Genomic DNA, 21,069 nt, shown 5'->3' with positions numbered 1-21,069 from the left:
GGCGGTGAGCGGCCCGGTCACCGCGGACGACGGCTCAGGACGTCCGACGCGGTGAACCCGGACCCGGGGCGGTGACGACACGTGGAGACACGTGGAGAAACCGCCCGAACCCCAACGGAACGGCACTGTGCCCCACCGAAGATCGGTGGGGCACAGTGCCGTTCGGCGTCTTCCGGTGACCGGATCAGCGGAGCCGGTTGCGGTCCTCGGGTGCGGTGACCGCGGATGCCGCGGCGAGGGACTTCTTGTTGACACCGCGGCGGGTGAAGTACACGAGGTAGACGAGCCAACCGATGGCGGTGACCGTGAGGAAGGAGATCATGCGGTAGACGAAGACCGCACCGAACGCATTCACACCGGTCATGCCGACGGCCACGAGCGTGGCGGTCATCGCGGCCTCCACGGGGCCCAGACCACCGGGGGTCGCCTGGACCGTTCCGGCGATCTTGGCCGTCACGTACGCGAGTGTCACTCCGGCGATGGTGGTGTGGTCCGCATCCGCGTAGATCGCGGGGAACACTCCGGTGACGGCCCAGACACTGGCCCAGAGGGCGACGATGTCGAAGCACCAGTTGAGCAGGGACCAGAGGGCGACGACGGCGAAACGGGGGACGGTCAGGCGTACGTCGTGGAGCTGGTGGACGTGATCGAGGATGTCGTCCAGCCCCTCGTTACGGTCCCTGCGGCGGAGCCGGTTGAAGCGTGGCCACCACCGGCGTACCCACCGGGCGACGTACCGCGGGTTGTCGGATGCCCAGTAGACCGCCCAGGCCAGCAGGGACATGATCCCGAACGTGCCGAGGAGTGACAGGAGGGACAGGTCGGCGCCGAGGACGACGATGGCGGAGACCCCGAGGGCGACGAGCCACATCGTCGACAGCGCACCGGAGAGGACGATCTGCCAGGAACAGACCATGACCCCGGCCCCCCAGGAGCGCATGGTCTGGTACTGGAGCACGGTGGAGAAGGCCTGACCGCCGGGAAAAGAGGAGGACCAGGAGTTGGAGGCGAAGGTCAGTGCGTTCGCGTCACGGCGCCGGACCTTCACCCCTCCGGCGCGCAGGAGCAGCCGGAGGACGGTGGCCATCGCGTAGAGCGAGGCGAGGGAGGCGAGGAGTACCGCGCCGACACCGGCCGGGTCGGTGCGGCGGACGGCGGCGAGTCCCCGGATGAAGAAGTCGGCGCGGTCCCGGAGGAAGAAGACGGCCAGTGCGAGGAAGAGGAACGGGGCTCCCCACCGGACCCAGGGATGTCGGCGGAACCGCCTGAACCTCTCGATCATCCCTCGGTTCCCCGTCCTAGCCGGGGCCGGTCACTGTCGTCGGCCTCCAGGCGGGCGCGGAGTTCGGAGAACGGGATCAGGGCACTGTCGTCACGGATGGTCCGACCGTGGCGGGCCGCTTCGCCGTCATCGATGACGACGGCGTGTCCGACGGGTATCTCGCCGGGTGCGGGGACAGCGGTGGGGACCTCGGAACCGTGGCCCAGGTGGGCCGATGCCTTCCTGATGAATCCGGGGGCCCACCAGTTGTCCTCCCGCAGAAGGTGCATCACTGCGGGGACGAGGAGCATCCGGATGATCGTGGCGTCGAGGACGAGGGCGGCGATCATGCCGAAGGCGATGTACTTCATCATCACGATCTCGGAGAAACCGAAGGCCCCGCAGACGACGATCATGATGACGGCGGCGGCGGTGATGATCGAACCCGTGTGGGCGGTGCCGTAGCGGATCGCCTGGTCCGTGGTCGCGCCCCGCTCCCGGGCCTCCACCATCCGGGACACGAGGAACACCTCGTAGTCCGTGGACAGTCCGTAGATGATCGCCATGATGAGCACGAGCACGGGGCTCATCAGCGGTCCGGCCGAGTACCCGAGGAACGATGCGCCGATGCCGTCGACGAACATCGCGGTGAGGATACCGAGGGTCGCACCCATGCCGAGAATGGTCATGATGACCGCTTTGGCGGGAAGGATCAGTGAGCCGAAGGTCAGGGCCATGAGGATGAACGTGGCGATGACCACGTAGAGCGCCATCCACGGGAGTTTCCCGAACAGCGCCTCGATGGACTCGACCTCGAGTGCCGGGGTGCCGCCGATGTAGACGTCGACGCCCTCGGGGGCCTCGATCCCACGGAGGCTGTCGACGACGGATTCATTCAGTGACCGGTCGGTGATTCCGGCGGTGAGGACGGTCGTCCCGTCCTTGGTCGGTGAACTGGGGCTGAAGCGGCCGGTCAGCCCGGGTACCGCGTTGGCCTGCTGATAGACCTGGACCAGTTGGTCGTTGGTGGCGCCGGTGACGACGAGTTTGATGGGTTCGGTGCGGAACTCCGGGAACGTCGAGTCGAACTCGGACTGGGCCTGCCGGACCTCGTTGGCGGGGGGCAGGTAGGTCTCGTTGATGCCGCCGAACCTCACTCCCGCCAACGGCAGGGTGAGCAGCAGGAGACCGGCGACGATGACCAGGGTGACCATCTTCGAGTGGCGCATCGCCCAGGCGGGCACACGGCCCCAGAAGCTGAGGGTGACGTCCTCGCCGGCGTGGGAGGTCCTGCGGATCGCGAACCTGTCGACGCGGCGTCCGAGGAGACCGAAGACACTGGGGAGAACGGTGATCGACAGCAGCGCCGCGAGCCCCACGGCGCTGATCGCACCGTAGGCGACGGATTTGAGGAACGCCTGCGGGAAGATCAGCAGACCGGAGAGCGCGACGGCGACCATGCCCGCGGAGAACACGACGGTTTTACCGGCTGTCGCGGTCGTGGTCGCCACCGCGTCGGGGATGTCGGATCCACGGTCCAGTTCCTCGCGGAACCGGGACACCATGAACAGGCCGTAGTCGATGGCCAGCCCCAGGCCCAGGAGGGTGACCACGGACTGGGCGAAAACATTGACCTGGGTGAATCCGGCGAGAATCGAGAGGATGCCGAGCGAACCCAGGATGGAGAGCACACCGACGATCAGTGGCATGGTGGCCGCGATGACCGATCCGAAGACGAGCAGGAGCAGGATCGCGACCGCCGGCAGCGCGTAGACCTCGGCGCGGGAGACATCGCCCGCCATGCCCTCATCGAGGGCGTCGGCGACTGCGGTGGATCCGGCGACGGACACCCGGAACCCGTCGGGCAGGCCGTCCGGGATGAGATCGTCCTCGATGGCGCGGAAGTCCTTCAGCGTCTGCTCGCCGTCGCCCTTCAACCCGATCGCGGCGAAGGCGGTGCGGTGGTCATCGGTAACCAGCTGCCGGTTCCTCGTCGTGTCGAAGTAGCCGGTGATGTGGCTGATCTCGTCGGGGTGGTTCCCCCGCAGCTGTTCCAGGTGCCCGGAGAGCAGGGGGAACACCGTCGGATCATCGACCGTCGTCCCCTCGGGGGCGTCGACGAGGAGAATGACGTCCCCGTTGTTGTCGCGGCCGAAGGTCTCGAGCTCGATGGCGGCCGCCCGGGACGAGGAGGAACCGGGATCGTCCCAGCCCTCCTGGCTCATCCGGTCGTCGAGCCGTAGGCCGAACAGGACGTAGAGCGCACAGATCGCTGTGAGTACCACCAGCGGCACCACTCGGCGGTACCGGTAGGCGAGTCGTCCCCAGGTTGTGAACACGGTGGTGTCGGCTCCTTGTCGTCGGCGTCGGTCTTGCGGGATGGAACGGTCGGATCAGGGACGGCTGGACAGGAGCGCCGACAGCGGGCGGAACGGCTGGAGCCATGCGCCACCCTCCGGGAGGGAGTCGAGGGAGATGCGCGGCAGCGGTTCGCGGAACACACCGGGGATCTCCTCGAGATCGATGAACTCGATGGTCTCCGAGCTCACCGCCCACGACGCGTGCTCGTGGAAACCGATGACGGTGACGGGCATCTCGTCGGCCAGTTCCTCGAGGGTCTCGCGGAAGTTCTGTCCGTCGGCGCTGGCGACGACGACCCCGTGGAGGATGCCCTCACGGTGACGGCGACGGATGTGGTCGAGCATGTCCGGGTCGACATCGGAATCATCGTCGGTCTTCGGCTTCGCGAAGACGGCGAAACCGACGTTCCGGAGGGCCTCGACCCAGGGGCGGACGACATCGGAACCACCGGGGGCGACGTTGGTGAACACCGTCGCCTCGGGCTCGAGGTGGAACCCGAGCTCCTCGGAGCGGACGTCGGCCCGCCCGAGGAGCCAGCGGCCGATGGCGTCGAAACGCGGGCGGTAGACGGCCGTGGGCCGACCACCGAGGATCGCTCCGAGCCCCATGTCCAGGTTCGGGGCGTCCCAGACCAGCAGGAGTGTCGCGGGGCCGGGTTCCGCCGTCGCGTCCGTGTGGGCACTGTAGTTGTGCGTGTGATCGTGATGGGTGTTATTCATGGGTGGATCTTTCGCTGGGTGTCGTGCCGGACAGAAGTCGGGGAGAGGTGGACGTCACAGTGGACGCTGCCAGAGGAATTCGGTGATGTCATGGTCACGGTCCAGTCCCTTGCCCTCGAACTTGGTGATGACCTGACGGTCCACCAGCTGCGGGCACTCCGGCCACGGCCATCCCCGGTACTCCAGCTGTGGTTCGACGTCGACGAGCTCCGAGATCCATTCCGCGTAGTCCGCGTGATCCGTGGCGACGTGCAGGACCCCGCCGGGCTTCAACCGGCTCGCGATCAGGTGCAACGGACCCGACTGGATGATCCGGCGCTTGTGGTGCCGTGCCTTCGGCCACGGGTCCGGGAAGAAGATGCGCACACCGGACAGGGAATCCGGTGCGATCATCCGGTTCAGGACCTCGATACCGTCGCCCCGGATCATGCGGATGTTGTCGATCCCGCCGCGCACGGCCGCACCCAGCAGTTTCGCCAGGCCCGGCTTGTAGAGTTCCACGGCGATGACATTGGTGTCGGGTTCCTCGACCGCCATCGCCGCAGTGGACGTTCCCGTGCCCGAACCGATCTCGAGGATCGTCGGTGCGCTGCGGCCGAACCAGTCGTCGGTGTCGATCGTCCCGTCGGCGAGAACCCTGCCGAGACGCGGCCAGTGCTCGTTCCACAGACGCTGCTGGTTGTCCGTCAGGGTGCCGCGCCGGAACGTGACGTTACCCAGGCGCGGGTAGTCGAGTCCGTCGTCGAAGACGGACTGGGGGCGACGACCGGAGGGAAGCTCTCCCAGATCGTCCGGATTAGGGGAATTATCGGTGCTAGACATCCCACACAGTTTGCCTGCTGTGCCGGACAAACTTCAATACACGGGCCCGTCCGGTGCCCGGGTCCGGACACGTGCGGTGACCCGGTCGGAGCCCGCAGGGTCCGGAGGGAAACCGGGGCACCCCCGTACCGGGGTGGTCGATGGTGTTCAAAACGGGCGTGCGCTGCCGTGTGACTTGGCCAAATTCGGGGGTATCCAACTGGTCATGACAAATGTGGTCAGTGTCTCAACCTGAGTGGCTGCGGGGGTGTCATTCACCGGGCTACGCTGGTTATTGAGAACTCTGCCGAACGACAGAAGATGTCAGGAGTAAAGATGACCGAGTCAACAATCCCGCGCCTCGAGGGTGCACTGCCCACCAAGAACAGGGAACTGATCCGCTGGATCTCCGAGGCGGTGGAGCTGTTCCAGCCGGAGCGGGTCGTTTTCGCTGACGGTTCCCAGGAAGAATGGGATCGGCTCGGAGCTGAGCTCGTCGAGGCCGGCACCCTCATCAAGCTGAATGAGGAGAAGCGTCCGAACAGCTACCTGGCGCGTTCGAACCCCGCCGACGTCGCCCGCGTCGAGTCCCGTACGTTCATCTGCTCGGAGGATGAGTCCGGTGCCGGCCCCACCAACAACTGGATGGACCCGGCCGAGATGAAGGCCGAGATGACCGAGTGCTTCCGGGGGTCCATGAAGGGCCGCACGATGTACGTCGTCCCCTTCTGCATGGGGCCGATCAGTGATCCGGACCCGAAGCTGGGTGTGCAGCTGACGGACTCCGCCTACGTCGTCATGTCCATGCGCATCATGACGCGCATGGGCACCGAGGCGCTCGACAAGATCGGCGAGAACGGCGAGTTCGTGCACGCCCTGCACTCCGTCGGCGCGCCGCTGGAGCCCGGCGAGGAGGACGTCGCCTGGCCCTGCAACGACAACAAGTACATCACCCAGTTCCCGGACACCCGGGAGATCTGGTCCTACGGTTCCGGCTACGGCGGAAACGCCATCCTGGCCAAGAAGTGCTACGCCCTGCGTATCGCGTCGGTCATGGCCCGCGACGAGGGCTGGATGGCCGAGCACATGCTCATCCTGAAGCTCACCTCGCCGGAGGGCAAGTCCTACTACATCTGCGCGGCGTTCCCCTCCGCCTGCGGCAAGACCAACCTCGCGATGCTGGACCCCACCATCGACGGCTGGACCGCGGAGGTCGTCGGCGACGACATCGCCTGGCTGAAGTTCGGCGAGGACGGACGTCTCTACGCCGTCAACCCGGAGAACGGTTTCTTCGGTGTCGCACCCGGCACGAACTACGACTCGAACCCGAACGCCATGAAGACGATGGAGCCCGGCAACTCGCTGTTCACCAACGTCGCCCTCACCGATGACGGTGACGTCTGGTGGGAGGGGTTGGAGAACAAGCCCGATCACGCCATCGACTGGAAGGGCAACGACTGGACCCCGGACTCCGAAGAGCCGTCCAGCCACCCGAACTCCCGCTACTGCGTCCCGATCTCCCAGTGCCCGGTCGCGGCCGAGGAGTTCGACGACTGGCGTGGCGTCCCGGTGTCCGCGATCCTGTTCGGTGGTCGCCGCCCCGACACCGTCCCGTTGGTCACCCAGGCCTTCGACTGGAACCACGCCACCATGATCGGCGCCCTGCTGTCCTCCGGTCAGACCGCCGCCTCCTCCGAGGCGAAGGTCGGTGCCCTGCGCCACGACCCCATGGCCATGCTCCCGTTCATCGGCTACAACGCCGGCGAGTACCTGCAGCACTGGGTCGACATGGGTGAGAAGGGCGGAGACAGGATGCCGCCGGTGTTCCTGGTCAACTGGTTCCGCCGCGGCGACGACGGTCGCTTCCTGTGGCCCGGATTCGGTGAGAACAGCCGCGTGCTCAAGTGGATCGTCGACCGGATCGAGGGTCGGGTCGAAGCGGACGAGACCGTCGCCGGCCACACCGCCCGCGCCGAGGACCTCGATCTCACCGGCCTCGACACCCCGCGCGCCGATGTCGATGAGGCACTGACCGCTCCGCCGGAGCAGTGGGCCCGCGACATGGACGACAACTCCGCCTGGCTCGAGAAGCTCGGCCCGGCCGTGCCGAAGGAGGTCTTCGAACAGTTCGAGGCCCTCAAGGAACGCATCGCCAAGGCGGGGAACGCCTAGCATCGTGTACCGACGGGAAACCCCGGCCGCGTGAGAACCGCGGCCGGGGTTTCCTCATGTCCTCCGGAGAACGACCACCAGATTGCTGACCGTGAACTCCCGGACGAGGGGGACGTGGACCAGCCACCACGCCCACCACGGGTGATAGCGGGGGAACACGGCGCACACCTCGGCGCCGGAGCGCCCGGCCCACCTCAACCCGTCACGGCAGGAGACGTCGAACAGCGACTCCCCGAACACGTTCTTCGGTGGGTGGCCGTGTCTGCGGGTGTACCGGTCCCGGGCGTAGTCTCCGCCGATGTAGTGCGGCACGAGGCCCGTCTCGTGGCCGCCGAAAGGACCCAGCCAGACCGTGTAGCTCATGACCACCAGTCCTCCCGGCCTGGTGACCCGCAGCATCTCGTCCCCCATCGCCCACGGGTCCGCGACATGTTCCGCGACATTCGATGAGTACGTCACGTCGAAGACACCGTCCCGGAAGGGAAGCGCCGTACCCGAACCACGGACGGACGCCTCGACCGCTATGCCCGCGGCCGCCATCTCACCGGCGTCCGGCTCCACGGTGACGTACCCGCAACCCCGTGCCGCGAACGCCCGCGAGAAATAGCCCGGACCGCCACCGACATCCAGTACCGTCCTCCCGTTCAGGCCGGTGCCGGTGCAGTCCCCGTGGAGGGATTCGAGCAGAAGGGCGGTGTCCTCCGCGAGGTGCCCGTAGAACACCGCGGGATCGCTCTGCTCGAAACGGAAGTCACCCAGCAACCCCGTCGAACGGCGGAACGTCGCCAGCCTGCGGGTGCGGGGGAGCCGGGAGGGAGGGGGAAATCGCACGGTGACAGTGTATCGGTGCCGGGTGACTAGACTGGCGGGGTCATGAAGATCCTGTTTCTGTGCTGGCGCGACACCACCCACCCCCAGGGCGGCGGCAGTGAACGCTACCTGGAGCGCGTCGGAGAGTATCTCGTCCAGCACGGTCACGAGGTCATCTACCGTACCGCGGCGCACGACGCCGCCCCCCGCAGGCAGGTCCGTGACGGCCTCCGCTTCAGCCGCGCGGGAGGTAAATTCACCGTCTATCCGCGCGCCTGGGCGGCTCTCCTCGCCGGGCGTCTCGGCATGGGGCCGCTGCGGGGGATCGACGTCATCGTGGACACCCAGAACGGGATCCCGTTCTTCGCCCGTCTGTTCAGCGACCGGCCCACGGTTCTGCTCACCCACCACTGTCACCGGGAACAGTGGCCGGTTGCCGGCCCACTGCTCAGCCGCGTCGGCTGGTTCCTGGAACGCCGGATCGCTCCCGGCGTGTACCGCTCCAGTCCCTATGTCACCGTGTCGGAGCCGTCCGCCGGTGAACTCGTGGAACTCGGGGTCGACGCCGACTCCATCCGGATCATCCGGAACGGCATCGACCCCGCACCGGTGGACTTCGCCCGCTACCCCGACACCGGGACGACACACCTCGTGACCCTGTCCCGTCTCGTACCGCACAAACAGATCGAACACGCCATGGACGTCGTAGCGGCACTCGCCCCGACACATGACGTCGTCCTGGACGTCATCGGCTCGGGATGGTGGGAACAGCGGCTCAGGGACTACGCCGTCTCTCTCGGCGTCGCGGACCGGGTGGTGCTGCACGGGCAGGTGAGCGAGGAACACAAGCACGCCCTTCTCGCCCGCTCGGTCCTGCACCTGATGCCGTCCCGGAAGGAGGGGTGGGGGCTCGCCGTCATCGAGGCCGCCCAACACGGCGTACCCACCGTCGGGTACCGCAGCTCGGCGGGACTCAACGATTCCGTCATCGACGGAGTGACCGGAACACTCGTCGACGACAAAGCGGCGCTGATCCGTGCGACGGCCGACCTCATCGACACCCCCACCCGACGCATCCGCCTCGGAACGGCCGCAGAGAAGCGGGCCACCGCGTTCTCCTGGACGCTCACCGGCGAGCAGTTCGCCGAACTCCTGGAATTCGTCGCGGCACCGCGGGGGTGAGCGGAACCGACAGCCACAGGACCGTCAACCCGAGCCCCAGCCACCAGCGCCAACCACGGCGTGGCCCACCGCCTCCGAGATCGTGGATTCTCCCGTCATCGACGACGACACCGATCCCCGACGAACGGACAGCGGCGAGATCCTCGCCACGCCACGCCTCCACGGAACGGACCCAGCGGGGGTTCGGCCGGTCGGTGATTTCACCGTCCACCCGCAGACCACCCGGTTCCACCAGCGCGACGGCCTTGGCACGGGGATCGAGGACCGTCCGGCCCCGGTGCATCGTGATCGTCCCCGTGTCAGTGACCAGGACGTCCCGGCCGTCGGCGACCTCCGCCAGCTCCGACCACGCCGGATTCACCGGTACCGGGCGGAGAACACCCACCGCGTGAGGGGCATCCGGGACCTGGAGTACCGCGAGAACGACGACCAGCCCCGCCAGGAGTCCCCTCCGGTCCGCGACCAGCGCAGCCAGGGCGCAGTACGCGGGCACGGCCAGGGCCACGTACTTCTGCGCGTCCCGCAGCAGACCAGCCCCCGGCACGCGGGACAACAGCCAGCCAGCCGTCCCGGGCATGAGCCACCAGGCCACCGCGACACCGACACCGGACACCGCGAGGACCAGCAGCGGACGCGGGCAACGGCCCACCGCCGACGCCAGCACCGCAGCGAGCAGGACACCGGACACCGCGAACCCCGCCTCCCGGGAGGCGGGCACCGCCGCACCGTTCCAGATCCCGCCCAACCCCATCAGCGCACCGACGGTGCCGACGAGATGCTCCGCCCGGGGAGCGAACGCCGTGGCACCACCCGCACCGGTGCCCGCCCCACCCAGCAGTGCGGGCACCAGCCACGGAAGCGACACCACGGTACCGACGGCACCGGCGGACCACAGCTGGGCACGTCGCCCCGTCGAACACACCGCCGCCACCACGATCCCCAGAACAGCGCCCGTCGGGGTGAGGGACGTCGCCCAGACCCCCACCAGGAGCAGCGTCCGGTTTCCAGCCAGCCCCGCCCACGCGACCGTCGGGAGCAGCCACGCCGCGACAACCAACGACCAGTGCCCCTGTATCAGCCGCTCCACCACGAACGGATTGACCACCGTCACGGTCACAGCCGCGAGCTGCGGAACGACCCGTGAACCGCCGGTGACGTGACGGGCCAACGCGGCCGCCCCCGCGGCCCCGACCAGTGCCCCGCAGAGAAGAAGGAGACGGGCGACGAGCGTGGCGTCGACGAACAGTCCCGCCAACGCCAGGACCCCGTCCTGCGGTGCCCCCCGGGCCGGAAGATCCCCGAAGCCCAGTGCCGACAGACTCAGTGCCGGGTGCGGCAGGACCACCATGTCCCGCTGGATCAACGCCCCCGCAGCGGCCAACGGCCACAGCAGGACACCGACGCAGAACACCGACCACGCGGTCAGGACGATGCGGCGAGTCACCCCTCAGAGTCTACGGCCGGGAGGTCGGACGACGACGCAGCAGCCAGACGCCCAGCAGCATCAGGAGTGCGCCCGCGGCGCCGAGAACCCAACCAGCCGTACCCAGGAGCTTCAGCTTCGACCGCCCGTCGAGGGCCTTCTCCCACTGGCGCTCCTGTGTGTCGTCGCTCCACTCGGCGGTCATCGCGAGTGCCGTACGGTTCGGATTGACCGCCGCATCCGGATCATCGAAACGCGCCTGCGCCACAGCCCGCGCCTCAGCGTCGTCACGGGCGAAGAAGTAGTTCAGGTACTCCCGGCCGTGCACGATCACGCCCGTCGCGGGCTCCACCCACAGTGTGCGGTCGTTGGAGTAGTAGCGGGTCATCGTCACCCGCTCCTCCGGATCGAGCCCCCGTTCCTCGAGCTCCGCAGGGGTGTACCAGTTCCGGGCGGGGGTGGTCATCCGCAGTGCGTTCAACGACGCCTTCTCGTGCTCACTGATCTCACCGTCCAGGTTGAACACCCCACTGATCGCGGTGAACATGTTCACCGGCTCGATCTGCTGGTTGTAGCGCATCACCTCGACATCCTCATGCCCCGGGCGGACCTCCTCATCGACGAAATCGACGGGTTGCGTCGCCTGGGCGGTGGTGTCGAAGTACGGGTAGGAGCGGGCCTCCGAATCGAAGGGGAACTGGTACTGCACCCCCTCCCGGGTGAAGCCGTTGCGCATGTCGTCCAGACCCAGACGGGGCGACGTCGCATGGAAACTCGACACCGGATCCGTCACCGGGAACGCGGTCCGCCGATTCAGGGTGATCGTGTCCACCGTCGCGGAGATCACGTTGTCCGGCTCCGGGCGATCCGTCCGCATGAGGACGTTCCCGGCCCGCAACGTCACGACATCGCGGTCGGCCGGTTCGACGACACTGATGCTCCGGTTTCCGTAGACGGGGGTGTGGTGACCGATGAAGCAGGACACCGGAGGCTCGTCGCCCCCGCACACGGGATCCCCCGCATGCTCCGGCAGGACCTCACGGGCCCCGAAGGCACGTGAATCCAACAGGGTCGCCTCGACCTCCCGGGTGACCGTCTTACCGCCCGCATCCAGCGGGATGACCTTCAGACGGGGAACCAGGAAAGACGGCAGGGCGACAGCGACAGCGACGAATGCCACGCCGAGAGTGAGGGCAATGAAACCGGAGACCCGCGAGGTCATTGCGACCCCCTTCCAACTAGGATCTGTGCAAGAACACGTGCCCGGGTGTCGCGGGCGGAAAGGCGGCCGCGCCATGGGCACAGAAGGATCGTACCCGGAAACTACACGGTTCAACGCCTCCCTCGAGGGGTTGCGCGCCGTGGCTTCCATCGGGGTCCTGCTCACCCACGTGGCCTTCCAGACCGGGCTGACGCCCACGAGCTTCATCGGCGGGATCCTGGGGAGGTTCGACTTCTTCGTCCCCGTCTTCTTCACGCTGTCGGCGTTCCTGCTGTGGCGCCGCCACGGCCCCCGCGCCGGCCGGGACGTCTCGTGGCCCCGCTACCTGGCCAGTCGTGTGAGGCGTATCTTTCCCGCCTACCTGGTGGTGGTCGCCGGGGTGCTCCTTCTCCTGCCGAACGCCTACCGTGCCTCCGGGGCCCAACAGCTCGCCAATCTCACGATGACCCAGATCTACGTCCCGGGTGGTCTCGCTCCGGGGCTGACACACCTGTGGTCCCTGTGCGTCGAGGTCGCGTTCTATGCCACGCTGCCACTGTTGGCGGTGGTCGCGGGCCTGTTGCCCGCGCGGGCGCGGATTCCGGGGATGGTTTTCGTCGCGGTGCTGAGCCTCGGCTGGGCCTGGCTGCCGTTCGTCGCCGCATCCCCCGCGCCGGGCGTGGCCAACCTCCAGATCCTCCCGCCGGCGTTCACCTGCTGGTTCGTCGTCGGCATGATCGCCGCGGAGGTGGAGGGACGGGTTCCCGGAAAGGCGCTCCGGGCGCTGGGTCGGCGCCCGGTGTGGTGGGCGCTCGCCGCCGTCACGCTGTGGATCGCCGCACAACCCTGGTACGGACCCGTCGGGCTCGTCCACCCGCGGCCGGGTGAGTTCGTGCTCCGCGTGCTGGCGGGCACCGTGTTCACCGCGGCGGTGGTGCTGCCGTACGCACTGGCACCCCGGGAGGGACTGCTGACCACGCCGCTGTTCCAGGCCCTCGGCCGGTGGTCCTACTCGATCTTCCTGGTGCACCTGCCGGTGCTCGAGCTGATGTTCCCGCTCACGGGCATTTCTCCCTTCACCGGGCACACCGCCCTGATCGCGGTGCTGACCCTCGCGGTGACCGTCCCGGTGTCCGCCGCCCTGTACGTGCTCGTGGAGGAACCCGCCAGATCGATGACCCGGCGGAAAGGTACGGCGACCGGGAGGACAGCCACGGGAGGTCCGTCCGTTGAACCAGACGTATGCGCACCGGGGCAATCATCAACTACTTATCGGGCCGGGGATCTGAGCTGGTACTGGCGCTGTAAGCCCCCGGGGACGCGCCGATAAAGCGCCTGCCCGGGGGCGCTTGTGTGTGCGGATGTCGGCGCTGTCCGGGCAGGTGTCGGCACTATCTCGGTCGAGAGTTCCCCGCCGACACCACGGCCGCCACCGAGACCAGGGCGGCGATCCCGACGAAGGGGACGTCACCCGCGTAGCCGCCCTGCGGCCAGGGGGCGTGGGCGAGCCACATCCCGGCCAGTGCCATCCCGCCACCGGCGAGAACGGAAGCGGGAATCGGGGTGTACCGCACCACCGCCCATGTCACCGTCCCGAGGGTGAGCCCGGCCCAACCACCGACCAACCACAGGGCGACCGCGCCCCCGAGCACGAGTGGCACGCTAGTCCGTTGCACGTCCGCGTCACCGTCCGGTACGGGGCCCCCACGGCCGCGGAGTACCGCGAGCACGCACAGAACCACGGCGCAGAGCCACGCCACACCGCCGCCGATGAGGCCCGCCCGGTAGGGGGTGTCACCGGCGAAGTGCAGCTCCACGTCACCACCGACCCCGGCCGGGACATGGAGGGCCAGTGTCGCGGCGTCGACCACATCCGCGTCCACCGCGGTGCCGCCGACTGTGGCGGTGAGCCCGTCGAGAGCGGCGCGCCCGGTGATGAGCAGCCGGTCGGTGTCCGCCGGTGCGAGGGTACGTCCCACCGGCACCGGTTCGACCTCGCCCGTGAACCCCTCCTCCGTGAGGAGCGCCCACTCCTGCCTGGTGCGCAGGTGATGCTCCCCGGCCGCGAGTTGTACCGTTCCGCACGACACAGACCCGTCGTCGATCCGGATGCTCCGTTCCCGTGCCTGATCGGCCAGCGTGATCCCGTGGTTGGGATCCTCGTCGACCGGGCGCGGGGCCCGGCAGTCGGGGGCGTCGAGCCGCACGGTCATGTCCCGGGGCACGGTGAACGTGCGGTCGAGGAGATCCTCGCCGGTGGTGATCCGCTGGAGGAGGAACTGCCGCACGCCCGGGGAGGTGTCGGGCACCGTGACCGTCCGGTGGACCGGAGCACCGTCGAGTCCGACCCGGGCGATGCCCGCCCGGTTCCGTGACCCGCCGAGGGTCACCCGGACGGTGTCGGTCGGGCCACCGGGCACGCGGATGCGTGTGGCTTCGTCGGCCACCAGATGGACATCGATACCGGCATCGCCGGCGATGACGGTCACGTCCAGATCGTCGCCCGTGGCGGTGATCCGCAGTACGGGGTCGGACACAGGATGGTCGGTGGTGATCTCGATCCACTCGCCCGCCTGTCTGCCCGGGGTGGGGTACCAGGCGGTGGTCGGGTCACCGTCGACGGCGGCCGTGACCGACGCCCCCGGCTCCGCTCCGCCGAAGCTCGTGGCGTCCGACGCCGACGACGAGGCCCGCACGGTACCGCCCCGCCCGGTGACGCGGGTCAACGGTCCTGCCGAGGGGTAGTCCGCCACCGGGTTACGCACGTCCGCCCCCTCGGACCGGTCCGCCAGCGGAGCGGAGACCGCGTCCCGGACCGTGCCGTAGTTGCGGGCGACCAGTTGCGGGGTGTCGGTGACGATCTCCGCGTCACCGTCGACGAGGGTGCGTGCGGCGGGCCCGGTGAGGGCATCGAGAAGTGCGAGCGACTCGCCGCCGCCGGCGACGCGGACGGGGGCATCCGTCGTCGTGGTCATGTGCAGGTCGGGATCGACCTCGAAGACGGTGACCGGTCCGAAGTCGTGTGCGGTGACGCCACTGTCCCGCAGCCGCTCCACCAGATCACCGGCGGGCGCGCCGGGAAGGTCGTCGCGGACCACGATCACCCCGATCCCCAGTCTGCGGACGGCGTGAACCGCGTCCGCGGGATCGACGGCCGGGGAATTCAGGACCGCATCGACACCGTCGAGACCGCGGATCGCCTCCGGTGGGACGAGGGGCACCGCATCCCGCACGACCCACGGGACGTCGAGCAGCGGTTGCAGCGGTTCGTCGCGGGTCCACCCCCAGTCCTGCCTGGCGAAGGACGCCGACGGCAGGATCAGGGTGCGGGTGTCTCGTCCGTTGGCGTTCAGCCATTCCGCGGTCTCCCGCCAGTGGGTGGGCACCTCGTCCCAGCCGCCCCTGGGGGCCAACCTGCCACTGGGCGCCGGAGCGCACGCCCCGAGTGCGACGAGTGCGACGAGGACGGCGGCCGCGTGTCGACGGCCCGGATCCAGCACCTCCGCGCGCGTCGACGGCAACGGCAGCCCACGACCGAGCGCCGCGAATCCGACCAGCAGCGGGATCCGCACCACGGGATCGAACTTGTGGATGTTGCGCAGCGCCGCGCCGGGCCCGTCGAGGAAGGACCGGATGTCCGTACCGAACGGGCCGTGCGCCGCGGCGAGAATCACCATCCCCGCGAGCAGCATCCCGACCCACAGGCCGCGTCGCGGAAGTGGCCGGCAGAGCCCCACGAGGCCCAGCGCCGCGACACAGGAGGTGAACAGAATGAACACCGGGGACGTCACCAGGAGATTCCCGGCGATCCGTTCGGTGTCGACGAACGGGGCCCAGCTCGTCGTCCCCCGCAGTATCTCGGTCGGATTCAACCAGCGGGTGGTCACGTAGGCGTTCTCGATGAAATCCGTGAAGGGGGGTGCGTGACGGCCGAGCACGAGCAGAGGGATGATCCACCACGCCGACACCGCGGCGCAGCCGAGGAGCCAGAGCAACCCGGACCGGACCGCGCCGGGCCGTCCGTGCAGGACGCCCCAGGCGAGAGCGAATCCGGCGGGGACACACGCCGCGAGTGTCGCCGTGGCGTTGACCGCCCCCAGGCATGCCACCGCCAGGACCGACGCCGCGATCCGTGGTCCGGTCAACCGCCCGGCGACCAGAGGCGTGAGGATCCACGGTGCGAGGGCCACCGGCCAGGACTCGGACGAGATCGCCCCCAGGGTCGTCAGAATCCGGGGTGACAGGGCGTAGAGGAGGGCCGCGAGTATCCGGAACCCCGGGGAACCCGCATCCAGTGCGCGGACGAGACGGAGGAACCCGGAGTACGCCACCCCGAGAACCACCGTCCACCAGAGTCGCTGCGCGACCCAGTCGGCGAGCGGATCCGTGATCAGGGAGAACAGGCCCTGGGGGAAGAGGTAGCCGTACGCCTGATTCTGGAGTTGACCGAGCGGGAAGACATCCGACCACGCTGCGGTGGCCCGAGTCAGGAAACCCGCCGGGTCCACCGCGAGATCATGTTTGGTGTCGGCGACGGTCCGCCCGGGGGACTGGAGGAGGCAGAGAACCCCCAGCAGCAGCCAACCGGCGAGGTGGGGGCGGGCGTCGGTACGCACGCGTTACTCGCGGGTGCCGTACTCCGCGCCGCCGAGGAGAGCCTCATCGCTGCTGATGACCTGATCCTGCGGGATCTGATCCTGACCGGAGAGCTTCGCCACGCCGATGACGGCGGCGCCACCGAGGATCACGCCGACGACGACGCTGGCCAGCGCCGGGCCGAGGGTGCGTCGCGTGTCGGAGTCTGATTCAAATGCCATGGGGGTTGCTGCCGTGATCTCTCTCGTGGTCGGGCGGGTCGTGTCGGAGACAAAAGCAGAGACTACCAGTTACTCCGTTTCCTCCTCCAACGGAGGAACGATGAACACCGGAAGCCCCGCGTGATGCAGAACGTTGTCCGCGGTGGAGGACTGGAGGAGGGAACGGAAACCGGTGTTCCCCCGGGTGCCCGTGACGATGACGTCCGGGCGGAGCTGCTCGGCGGCGTCCACGATCGCCGACCAGATCGCGCCGGTCGACTCGACGAGATGTGCGTGGGCGATCAGACCGAGGGACTCGGCGATCTTCGCGCCCTCACGACAGACCGCCAGCGCCTCATCGTGGGCGGGGTCCGCGGCGTCGTCGTCCGCACTCCAGTCCACGACGGACACCCCCGGGGCACCCGCCGCACGGGCCGCCTGCCGTTGCATCGGCTCCCATGCGGTGATGATCTGCACGTGCCGGGGCGAGAGCAGCTCCGCAGCGTAGTTCAGTGCCCGTCGCGCCTCGTCGGATCCGTCGTAGGCGATGAGCATGGTGGTCGGGTCGGGCTCCGGCATGGTTGGTGCTCCTCGGGTCAGCTGTCGGTACATGGGTCCGGGTGGGGGCCACCGCGGCCCGTGGCCCACAATCCTAGTCGGGTGGGTACGGTTGTCGATCGGGGTGAGGTTCGCGTCACGGGGCGGACTCCGGCACACTGTGTGCACACCGAGGGACGGAGAATCTGTGGAGGAGGGGCAGGCGGATGCTGTGTGAGGCCTTGTCCGTGCGCCGTGCGCGTGGTCGGACGGCGCTGGTGGTGGGGGCGGTCGTACTCGGTCTCTCCGCCTGCGCACCCGCTCCGGAGCCCACCCCGTCACCGGACCCCCGGTATCACGTGGAGACCGGGGAGTTCCACGGCCCACCACTGCCGCCGATGGTTCCACCGCCGCCGCCCCTCCCGGAACCGGACCCGATCGCCGACCCCGTGGCGGCGGCGCGGGCGAACCTGCCCGACACGCAGCGTGGTCTCGTCGCCTCCCTGATGACCGTCGGGGTCCGTGACTACGATGACGCCCTGTTCGCGCTCCGGCAGGGGGCCGGTGGAATCTTCATCGGTTCCTGGACCGACCCGTCGCTGCTCACCGGAACGCACCGCAACATCGCCGTGCTCCGGGAAGCGGTCGGGCGCCCCTTCGCCGTCACCATCGATGCCGAAGGGGGTCGGGTCGTGCGGCAACCCGACATCTTCGGCCACCTTCCCGCTCCCCGCACCATGGCGGAGACCATGACCCCGGAACAGGTCCGTGCACTCGCCTCGGAACTGGGGACGAAGCTCGCCGGGACCGGTGTCACGGTCGATTTCGCGCCGGTCCTGGACACCACCGGTGAGCCCGCCACCGCAGCGATCGGGGACCGGAGTTTCTCCCCCGATCCCGAGCGCGCGGCGCTCTACGCCTCGGCGTTCGCGGCCGGACTCAGGGACGCGGGGATCACGCCCGTGTTCAAGCATTTCCCGGGTCACGGTCGTGCCACCGGGGACAGTCACTACGACCAGGTGCTGACCCCGGACCTCGGGCAGCTGAGGGAACTGGACCTCAAACCGTACGGCCCCGCACTGGAATCCGCCCCGGGAGCGGTGATGGTCGGACACATGATCGTTCCCGGTCTGGGGGAGGAGGGGCTTCCCGCCACCCTCAACCCCGCCGTCTACGACCTGCTGCGTCGTGGCGACTATCCGGGTGGGCGACCGTTCGACGGGGTGATCTACACCGATGATCTGTCTGGCATGAAGGCCGTGAGCACCAGGTTGGACGCCCCGCAGGCCGTACTCGCCTCACTCCGGGCGGGTGCCGACGTCGCCCTGTGGATATCCACCGATGATCTCGTCGCGGCCGTCGACACCGTCGACCGTGCGGTCACGGAGGGGGAGTTCCCGGTGGAGCAGCTGGAGGCCTCCGCGCTCCGGGTTCAGCTCCAGAATCTCGGCCCACTCCCCGGGTGAACCGTGCGGCCGGCCCGTCGCACACCCATAACGTTCCGGTAACGCAGGGGTTGATGGTGTGCTCAGGGCTCGCAGCACAGCCGGTCGGTGGATAGTGTGTGCGGTGTGCATTCCGCTGATTCGCCCTCCACAGTCCCCGCAGCAGATCCGTCATCCGGTCGCCGCCGGCCGTGGGTCATCGTCCTCGGTGTCCTCGCCGGCGCCCTGGTCCTCTTCTGCGCCGTCTACGGTGCCGACTACCTCCTGAGCAAGGGAAAGGTCCCCCGGGGGGTCACCGTCGCCGGGGTGGACATCGGGGGAATGGCCCCGGAGGACGCCGGAGCCCGGTTGTCCGGTGAGCTCGACGCGTCACTGGCGTCACCCGTGACGGTGACCGCCGGTGCCGCGGATTCCGTCCTGGATCCGGTGCACGCCGGGCTGCGCCCCAACTGGGCGGCGACGGTTGCGGCTGCCGGTGAACAGCCTCTCGACCCCGTCGAGCGGTTCCGGGGATTGTTCGGGGAGCGTGAGGTGGGCATCGTCAGTGATGTCGATGATGCGGCCCTCGACGCCGAGATCGAACGGCTCACGGCGGAACTGATGATCCCGCCGACGGAAGGTGGGGTGTCCCTCGAGGCCGGTGAGGTGCGCGTCACCGAACCGGTCTCCGGTCAGGACGTCGACCCGGAACTGTTGCGGGAGCGGATCACCACGGACTGGCTGAACCCGGACGGTGTTCACGCCACTGTGACGGTGACCGAGCCGGTGATCGGGGAGAAGGAGGTGTCCACCGTCGCCGGGGGGCCCGCCGCCGCCGCGGTGTCCGGCCCCGTGGTCGCCCACGGCATCGACGGTGTCGACGGGGTGATCCCCGTGGAGCGGATGGGTGAGGTCGTCCAGTTCAGGCGTGACGGGGACGCCCTCCGTACCGACGTCGATGTCGACCTGGCCCGAGACATCCTGCTGGAGAACCTCGCGGGCACGGAGGTGCCGGTCAAGAACGCACGTATCTCGTTCACCGGTGGCGGTAGGACGGTGACACCGCACTCCGACGGGCGGACCCTGGACCGGGAGGCACTGATGGACGGTCTCCGGGAACGGATCACCGGCCGGGAGCCGAAGGAGTTCGACGCCCGCTACACGGATGAGCCCGCGAGTTTCACCACCGCCGACGCCGAGAAGGCCACATTCGATGAGACGGTCAGTGAGTTCACCACGACAGGCTTCTCCTACGCCTCGGGCGTGAACATCCACCGGGTCGCCCAGATGGTCGACGGCGCTGTCGTGGCTCCCGGTCAGGTGTTCTCCCTGAACGGGTACACGGGCCCCAGGGGTACCGCACAGGGTTTCGTGGAGTCGGGGATCATCCTGAACGGTCACGCCGACACCGCCGTCGGCGGCGGGATCAGCCAGTTCGCGACGACGCTCTACAACGCCGCCTACTTCGCCGGTTTCGATGATGTCGCGCACACGCCCCACAGCTACTACATATCGCGGTACCCGGCGGGACGGGAGGCGACGGTGTTCGAGGGGCTGATCGATCTTCAGTTCCGGAACAATTCCCCCTACCCGGTCATGATCAACGCATCCACCGGGGACAACTCCGTCACGGTGACGATGACCGGGGTCAAGACGGTGAACGTCGAATCGGTGCCAGGTGGGCGCTGGGCGGAGACCCGCCCCACCAGGATCACCCTCACCGACGACAACTGCGTCCCCTCATCGGGTGCTCCCGGGTTCACCACCTCGGATACCCGGATCATCAGGGACCTCAACGGTTCAGAGATCGACCGGCAGAGTCAGACGACGGTCTACGATCCCTCGCCGATCATCCGGTGCGGCTGAGTGCTACCCGGGGCCATCCCCGCAGTTTCCCGCTGATCGCTGGTGAGCAGGAAAGCCTGACTGAAGATCTCATCGGCGGAGAGCCCGAGGGCCATACAGATGTTGTTGAACTCGTCCAGGGACATTGACCGTTTGCCGCGCAGGTAGAGGCTGATCTGGCTGGTGGAGATACTGACCCTGCTGCCGAGTTCGGCCTGGGTCACCTGGCGCCGGGCGAGTGCTTCACGCAATCTGGCGGCGATCTCCACACCCAGTGCGGCAGGGCGGCTCCTCGGTTGACTTGACATGATCTGAGTATCACACATGATGCATGGATTATGGGGCTCTAGTCGTAATTCGACAACATTATGCTCTTGAATTGATGAAAAAGAAAGTAGATGGGGATTTTCGCCAGGTTTAACCCGCCCTCAGGTGGGGGTAAACAGGGTGGAGGGCCCTGTTTCCGATGGTTCAATGTGTTGGATACGGTGGGGAAACCGCTGTGCCTCCGCGGTATTTTTCCACACCTACGTTGCC

Annotated in this window: 16 protein-coding genes; 5 read left to right on the top strand and 11 right to left on the bottom strand. The window is 68.3% G+C overall.

Features of this window, described 5'->3' with window-relative positions; genetic code table 11:
- Positions 1–184: 184 nt before the first annotated feature.
- The 4 genes from JIM94_RS09875 to trmB are packed head-to-tail and all read right to left on the bottom strand — an operon-like array spanning position 185 to position 5,163.
- A complete protein-coding gene (locus JIM94_RS09875) occupies positions 185–1,282 on the bottom strand; it encodes a lysylphosphatidylglycerol synthase transmembrane domain-containing protein (protein WP_200254663.1) in 1,098 nt (365 codons plus the stop codon).
- On the bottom strand, positions 1,279–3,600 hold the full coding sequence (locus tag JIM94_RS09870; protein ID WP_200254661.1) for an MMPL family transporter: 2,322 nt from the start codon (positions 3,598–3,600) through the stop codon (positions 1,279–1,281). Before JIM94_RS09870 ends, JIM94_RS09875 begins: the two co-directional genes overlap by 4 nt.
- Positions 3,601–3,654: 54 nt before the next feature.
- Complete coding sequence (locus tag JIM94_RS09865) at positions 3,655–4,341, bottom strand: NYN domain-containing protein (protein WP_200254659.1); 687 nt, start codon at positions 4,339–4,341, stop codon at positions 3,655–3,657.
- Between the two features lie 54 nt (positions 4,342–4,395).
- The gene (gene trmB / locus JIM94_RS09860) at positions 4,396–5,163 is read right to left on the bottom strand and encodes a tRNA (guanosine(46)-N7)-methyltransferase TrmB (protein ID WP_200254657.1); all 768 of its coding nucleotides are present in this window, start codon (positions 5,161–5,163) and stop codon (positions 4,396–4,398) included.
- A gap of 315 nt (positions 5,164–5,478) precedes the next feature.
- On the opposite strand from trmB, the gene JIM94_RS09855 reads away from it, so the two are divergent.
- Positions 5,479–7,314, top strand: coding sequence for a phosphoenolpyruvate carboxykinase (GTP) (locus JIM94_RS09855; RefSeq protein WP_200254655.1), 1,836 nt, complete (start codon positions 5,479–5,481; stop codon positions 7,312–7,314).
- A 54-nt stretch (positions 7,315–7,368) separates the two neighbouring features.
- Here the strand turns inward: JIM94_RS09855 and JIM94_RS09850 are convergent, their stop codons facing one another.
- The gene (locus tag JIM94_RS09850) at positions 7,369–8,145 is read right to left on the bottom strand and encodes a class I SAM-dependent methyltransferase (RefSeq protein ID WP_248168442.1); all 777 of its coding nucleotides are present in this window, start codon (positions 8,143–8,145) and stop codon (positions 7,369–7,371) included.
- Positions 8,146–8,187: 42 nt separating this feature from the next.
- On the opposite strand from JIM94_RS09850, the gene JIM94_RS09845 reads away from it, so the two are divergent.
- Positions 8,188–9,306, top strand: a complete 1,119-nt coding sequence (locus JIM94_RS09845; RefSeq protein ID WP_200254653.1) for a glycosyltransferase family 4 protein — start codon at positions 8,188–8,190, stop codon at positions 9,304–9,306.
- Here JIM94_RS09845 and JIM94_RS09840 read toward each other — a convergent pair.
- Together JIM94_RS09840 and pgfA are read right to left on the bottom strand one after the other, a co-directional pair.
- Positions 9,251–10,750, bottom strand: a complete 1,500-nt coding sequence (locus tag JIM94_RS09840; protein ID WP_200254651.1) for an MmpA family trehalose lipid delivery protein — start codon at positions 10,748–10,750, stop codon at positions 9,251–9,253. The genes JIM94_RS09845 and JIM94_RS09840 overlap by 56 nt on opposite strands.
- 10 nt (positions 10,751–10,760) lie before the next feature.
- Positions 10,761–11,951, bottom strand: coding sequence for a cell envelope lipid trafficking protein PgfA (gene pgfA, locus JIM94_RS09835; RefSeq protein WP_200254649.1), 1,191 nt, complete (start codon positions 11,949–11,951; stop codon positions 10,761–10,763).
- A 73-nt stretch (positions 11,952–12,024) separates the two neighbouring features.
- Between pgfA and JIM94_RS09830 the strand changes: the two genes are divergently transcribed.
- Positions 12,025–13,260 carry an acyltransferase family protein gene (locus tag JIM94_RS09830; RefSeq protein ID WP_200254647.1) on the top strand — a complete coding sequence of 412 codons (1,236 nt, stop codon included), beginning with the start codon at positions 12,025–12,027 and terminating at the stop codon, positions 13,258–13,260.
- A 61-nt stretch (positions 13,261–13,321) separates the two neighbouring features.
- Here JIM94_RS09830 and JIM94_RS09825 read toward each other — a convergent pair whose 3' ends face one another.
- From JIM94_RS09825 to JIM94_RS09815, 3 genes are all read right to left on the bottom strand, one after another.
- Entirely contained in the window at positions 13,322–16,546 is a 3,225-nt protein-coding gene (locus tag JIM94_RS09825) for an alpha-(1->3)-arabinofuranosyltransferase domain-containing protein (protein WP_200254645.1), read from the bottom strand.
- A 3-nt stretch (positions 16,547–16,549) separates the two neighbouring features.
- Complete coding sequence (locus JIM94_RS09820; protein WP_200254643.1) at positions 16,550–16,747, bottom strand: DUF2613 domain-containing protein; 198 nt, start codon at positions 16,745–16,747, stop codon at positions 16,550–16,552.
- A 69-nt stretch (positions 16,748–16,816) separates the two neighbouring features.
- Complete coding sequence (locus tag JIM94_RS09815; RefSeq protein ID WP_200254641.1) at positions 16,817–17,305, bottom strand: universal stress protein; 489 nt, start codon at positions 17,303–17,305, stop codon at positions 16,817–16,819.
- 185 nt (positions 17,306–17,490) lie between these two features.
- Between JIM94_RS09815 and JIM94_RS09810 the strand changes: the two genes are divergently transcribed.
- Together JIM94_RS09810 and JIM94_RS09805 are read left to right on the top strand one after the other, a co-directional pair.
- The gene (locus tag JIM94_RS09810; RefSeq protein WP_200254639.1) at positions 17,491–18,729 is read left to right on the top strand and encodes a glycoside hydrolase family 3 N-terminal domain-containing protein; all 1,239 of its coding nucleotides are present in this window, start codon (positions 17,491–17,493) and stop codon (positions 18,727–18,729) included.
- Positions 18,730–18,906: 177 nt separating this feature from the next.
- A complete protein-coding gene (locus tag JIM94_RS09805; protein WP_200254713.1) occupies positions 18,907–20,553 on the top strand; it encodes a VanW family protein in 1,647 nt (548 codons plus the stop codon).
- On the opposite strand, the gene JIM94_RS09800 is transcribed toward JIM94_RS09805, so the two are convergent.
- Entirely contained in the window at positions 20,520–20,840 is a 321-nt protein-coding gene (locus JIM94_RS09800; RefSeq protein WP_200254637.1) for a helix-turn-helix transcriptional regulator, read from the bottom strand. The two genes, JIM94_RS09805 and JIM94_RS09800, sit on opposite strands and share 34 nt — an antisense overlap.
- Between the last annotated feature and the right edge of the window lie 229 nt (positions 20,841–21,069).

Origin of the sequence: Corynebacterium pygosceleis (assembly GCF_016595275.2) — a bacterium.
GTDB classification, from domain to species: Bacteria; Actinomycetota; Actinomycetes; order Mycobacteriales; family Mycobacteriaceae; genus Corynebacterium; species Corynebacterium pygosceleis.
The sequence above is the reverse complement of the archived record's forward strand: the minus strand, read 5'-3'. Positions and strand labels throughout refer to the sequence as shown.

What these genes read in the sequence shown, in the direction of transcription:
- JIM94_RS09875 (WP_200254663.1), bottom strand. Translation starts at nt 1,282, where the DNA reads ATGATCGAGAGGTTCAGGCGGTTCCGCCGACATCCCTGGGTCCGGTGG.
- JIM94_RS09865 (WP_200254659.1), bottom strand. Translation starts at nt 4,341, where the DNA reads ATGAATAACACCCATCACGATCACACGCACAACTACAGTGCCCACACG.
- trmB (WP_200254657.1), bottom strand. Translation starts at nt 5,163, where the DNA reads ATGTCTAGCACCGATAATTCCCCTAATCCGGACGATCTGGGAGAGCTT.
- JIM94_RS09855 (WP_200254655.1), top strand. Translation starts at nt 5,479, where the DNA reads ATGACCGAGTCAACAATCCCGCGCCTCGAGGGTGCACTGCCCACCAAG.
- JIM94_RS09845 (WP_200254653.1), top strand. Translation starts at nt 8,188, where the DNA reads ATGAAGATCCTGTTTCTGTGCTGGCGCGACACCACCCACCCCCAGGGC.
- pgfA (WP_200254649.1), bottom strand. Translation starts at nt 11,951, where the DNA reads ATGACCTCGCGGGTCTCCGGTTTCATTGCCCTCACTCTCGGCGTGGCA.
- JIM94_RS09830 (WP_200254647.1), top strand. Translation starts at nt 12,025, where the DNA reads ATGGGCACAGAAGGATCGTACCCGGAAACTACACGGTTCAACGCCTCC.
- JIM94_RS09820 (WP_200254643.1), bottom strand. Translation starts at nt 16,747, where the DNA reads ATGGCATTTGAATCAGACTCCGACACGCGACGCACCCTCGGCCCGGCG.
- JIM94_RS09815 (WP_200254641.1), bottom strand. Translation starts at nt 17,305, where the DNA reads ATGCCGGAGCCCGACCCGACCACCATGCTCATCGCCTACGACGGATCC.
- JIM94_RS09810 (WP_200254639.1), top strand. Translation starts at nt 17,491, where the DNA reads ATGCTGTGTGAGGCCTTGTCCGTGCGCCGTGCGCGTGGTCGGACGGCG.
- JIM94_RS09800 (WP_200254637.1), bottom strand. Translation starts at nt 20,840, where the DNA reads ATGTCAAGTCAACCGAGGAGCCGCCCTGCCGCACTGGGTGTGGAGATC.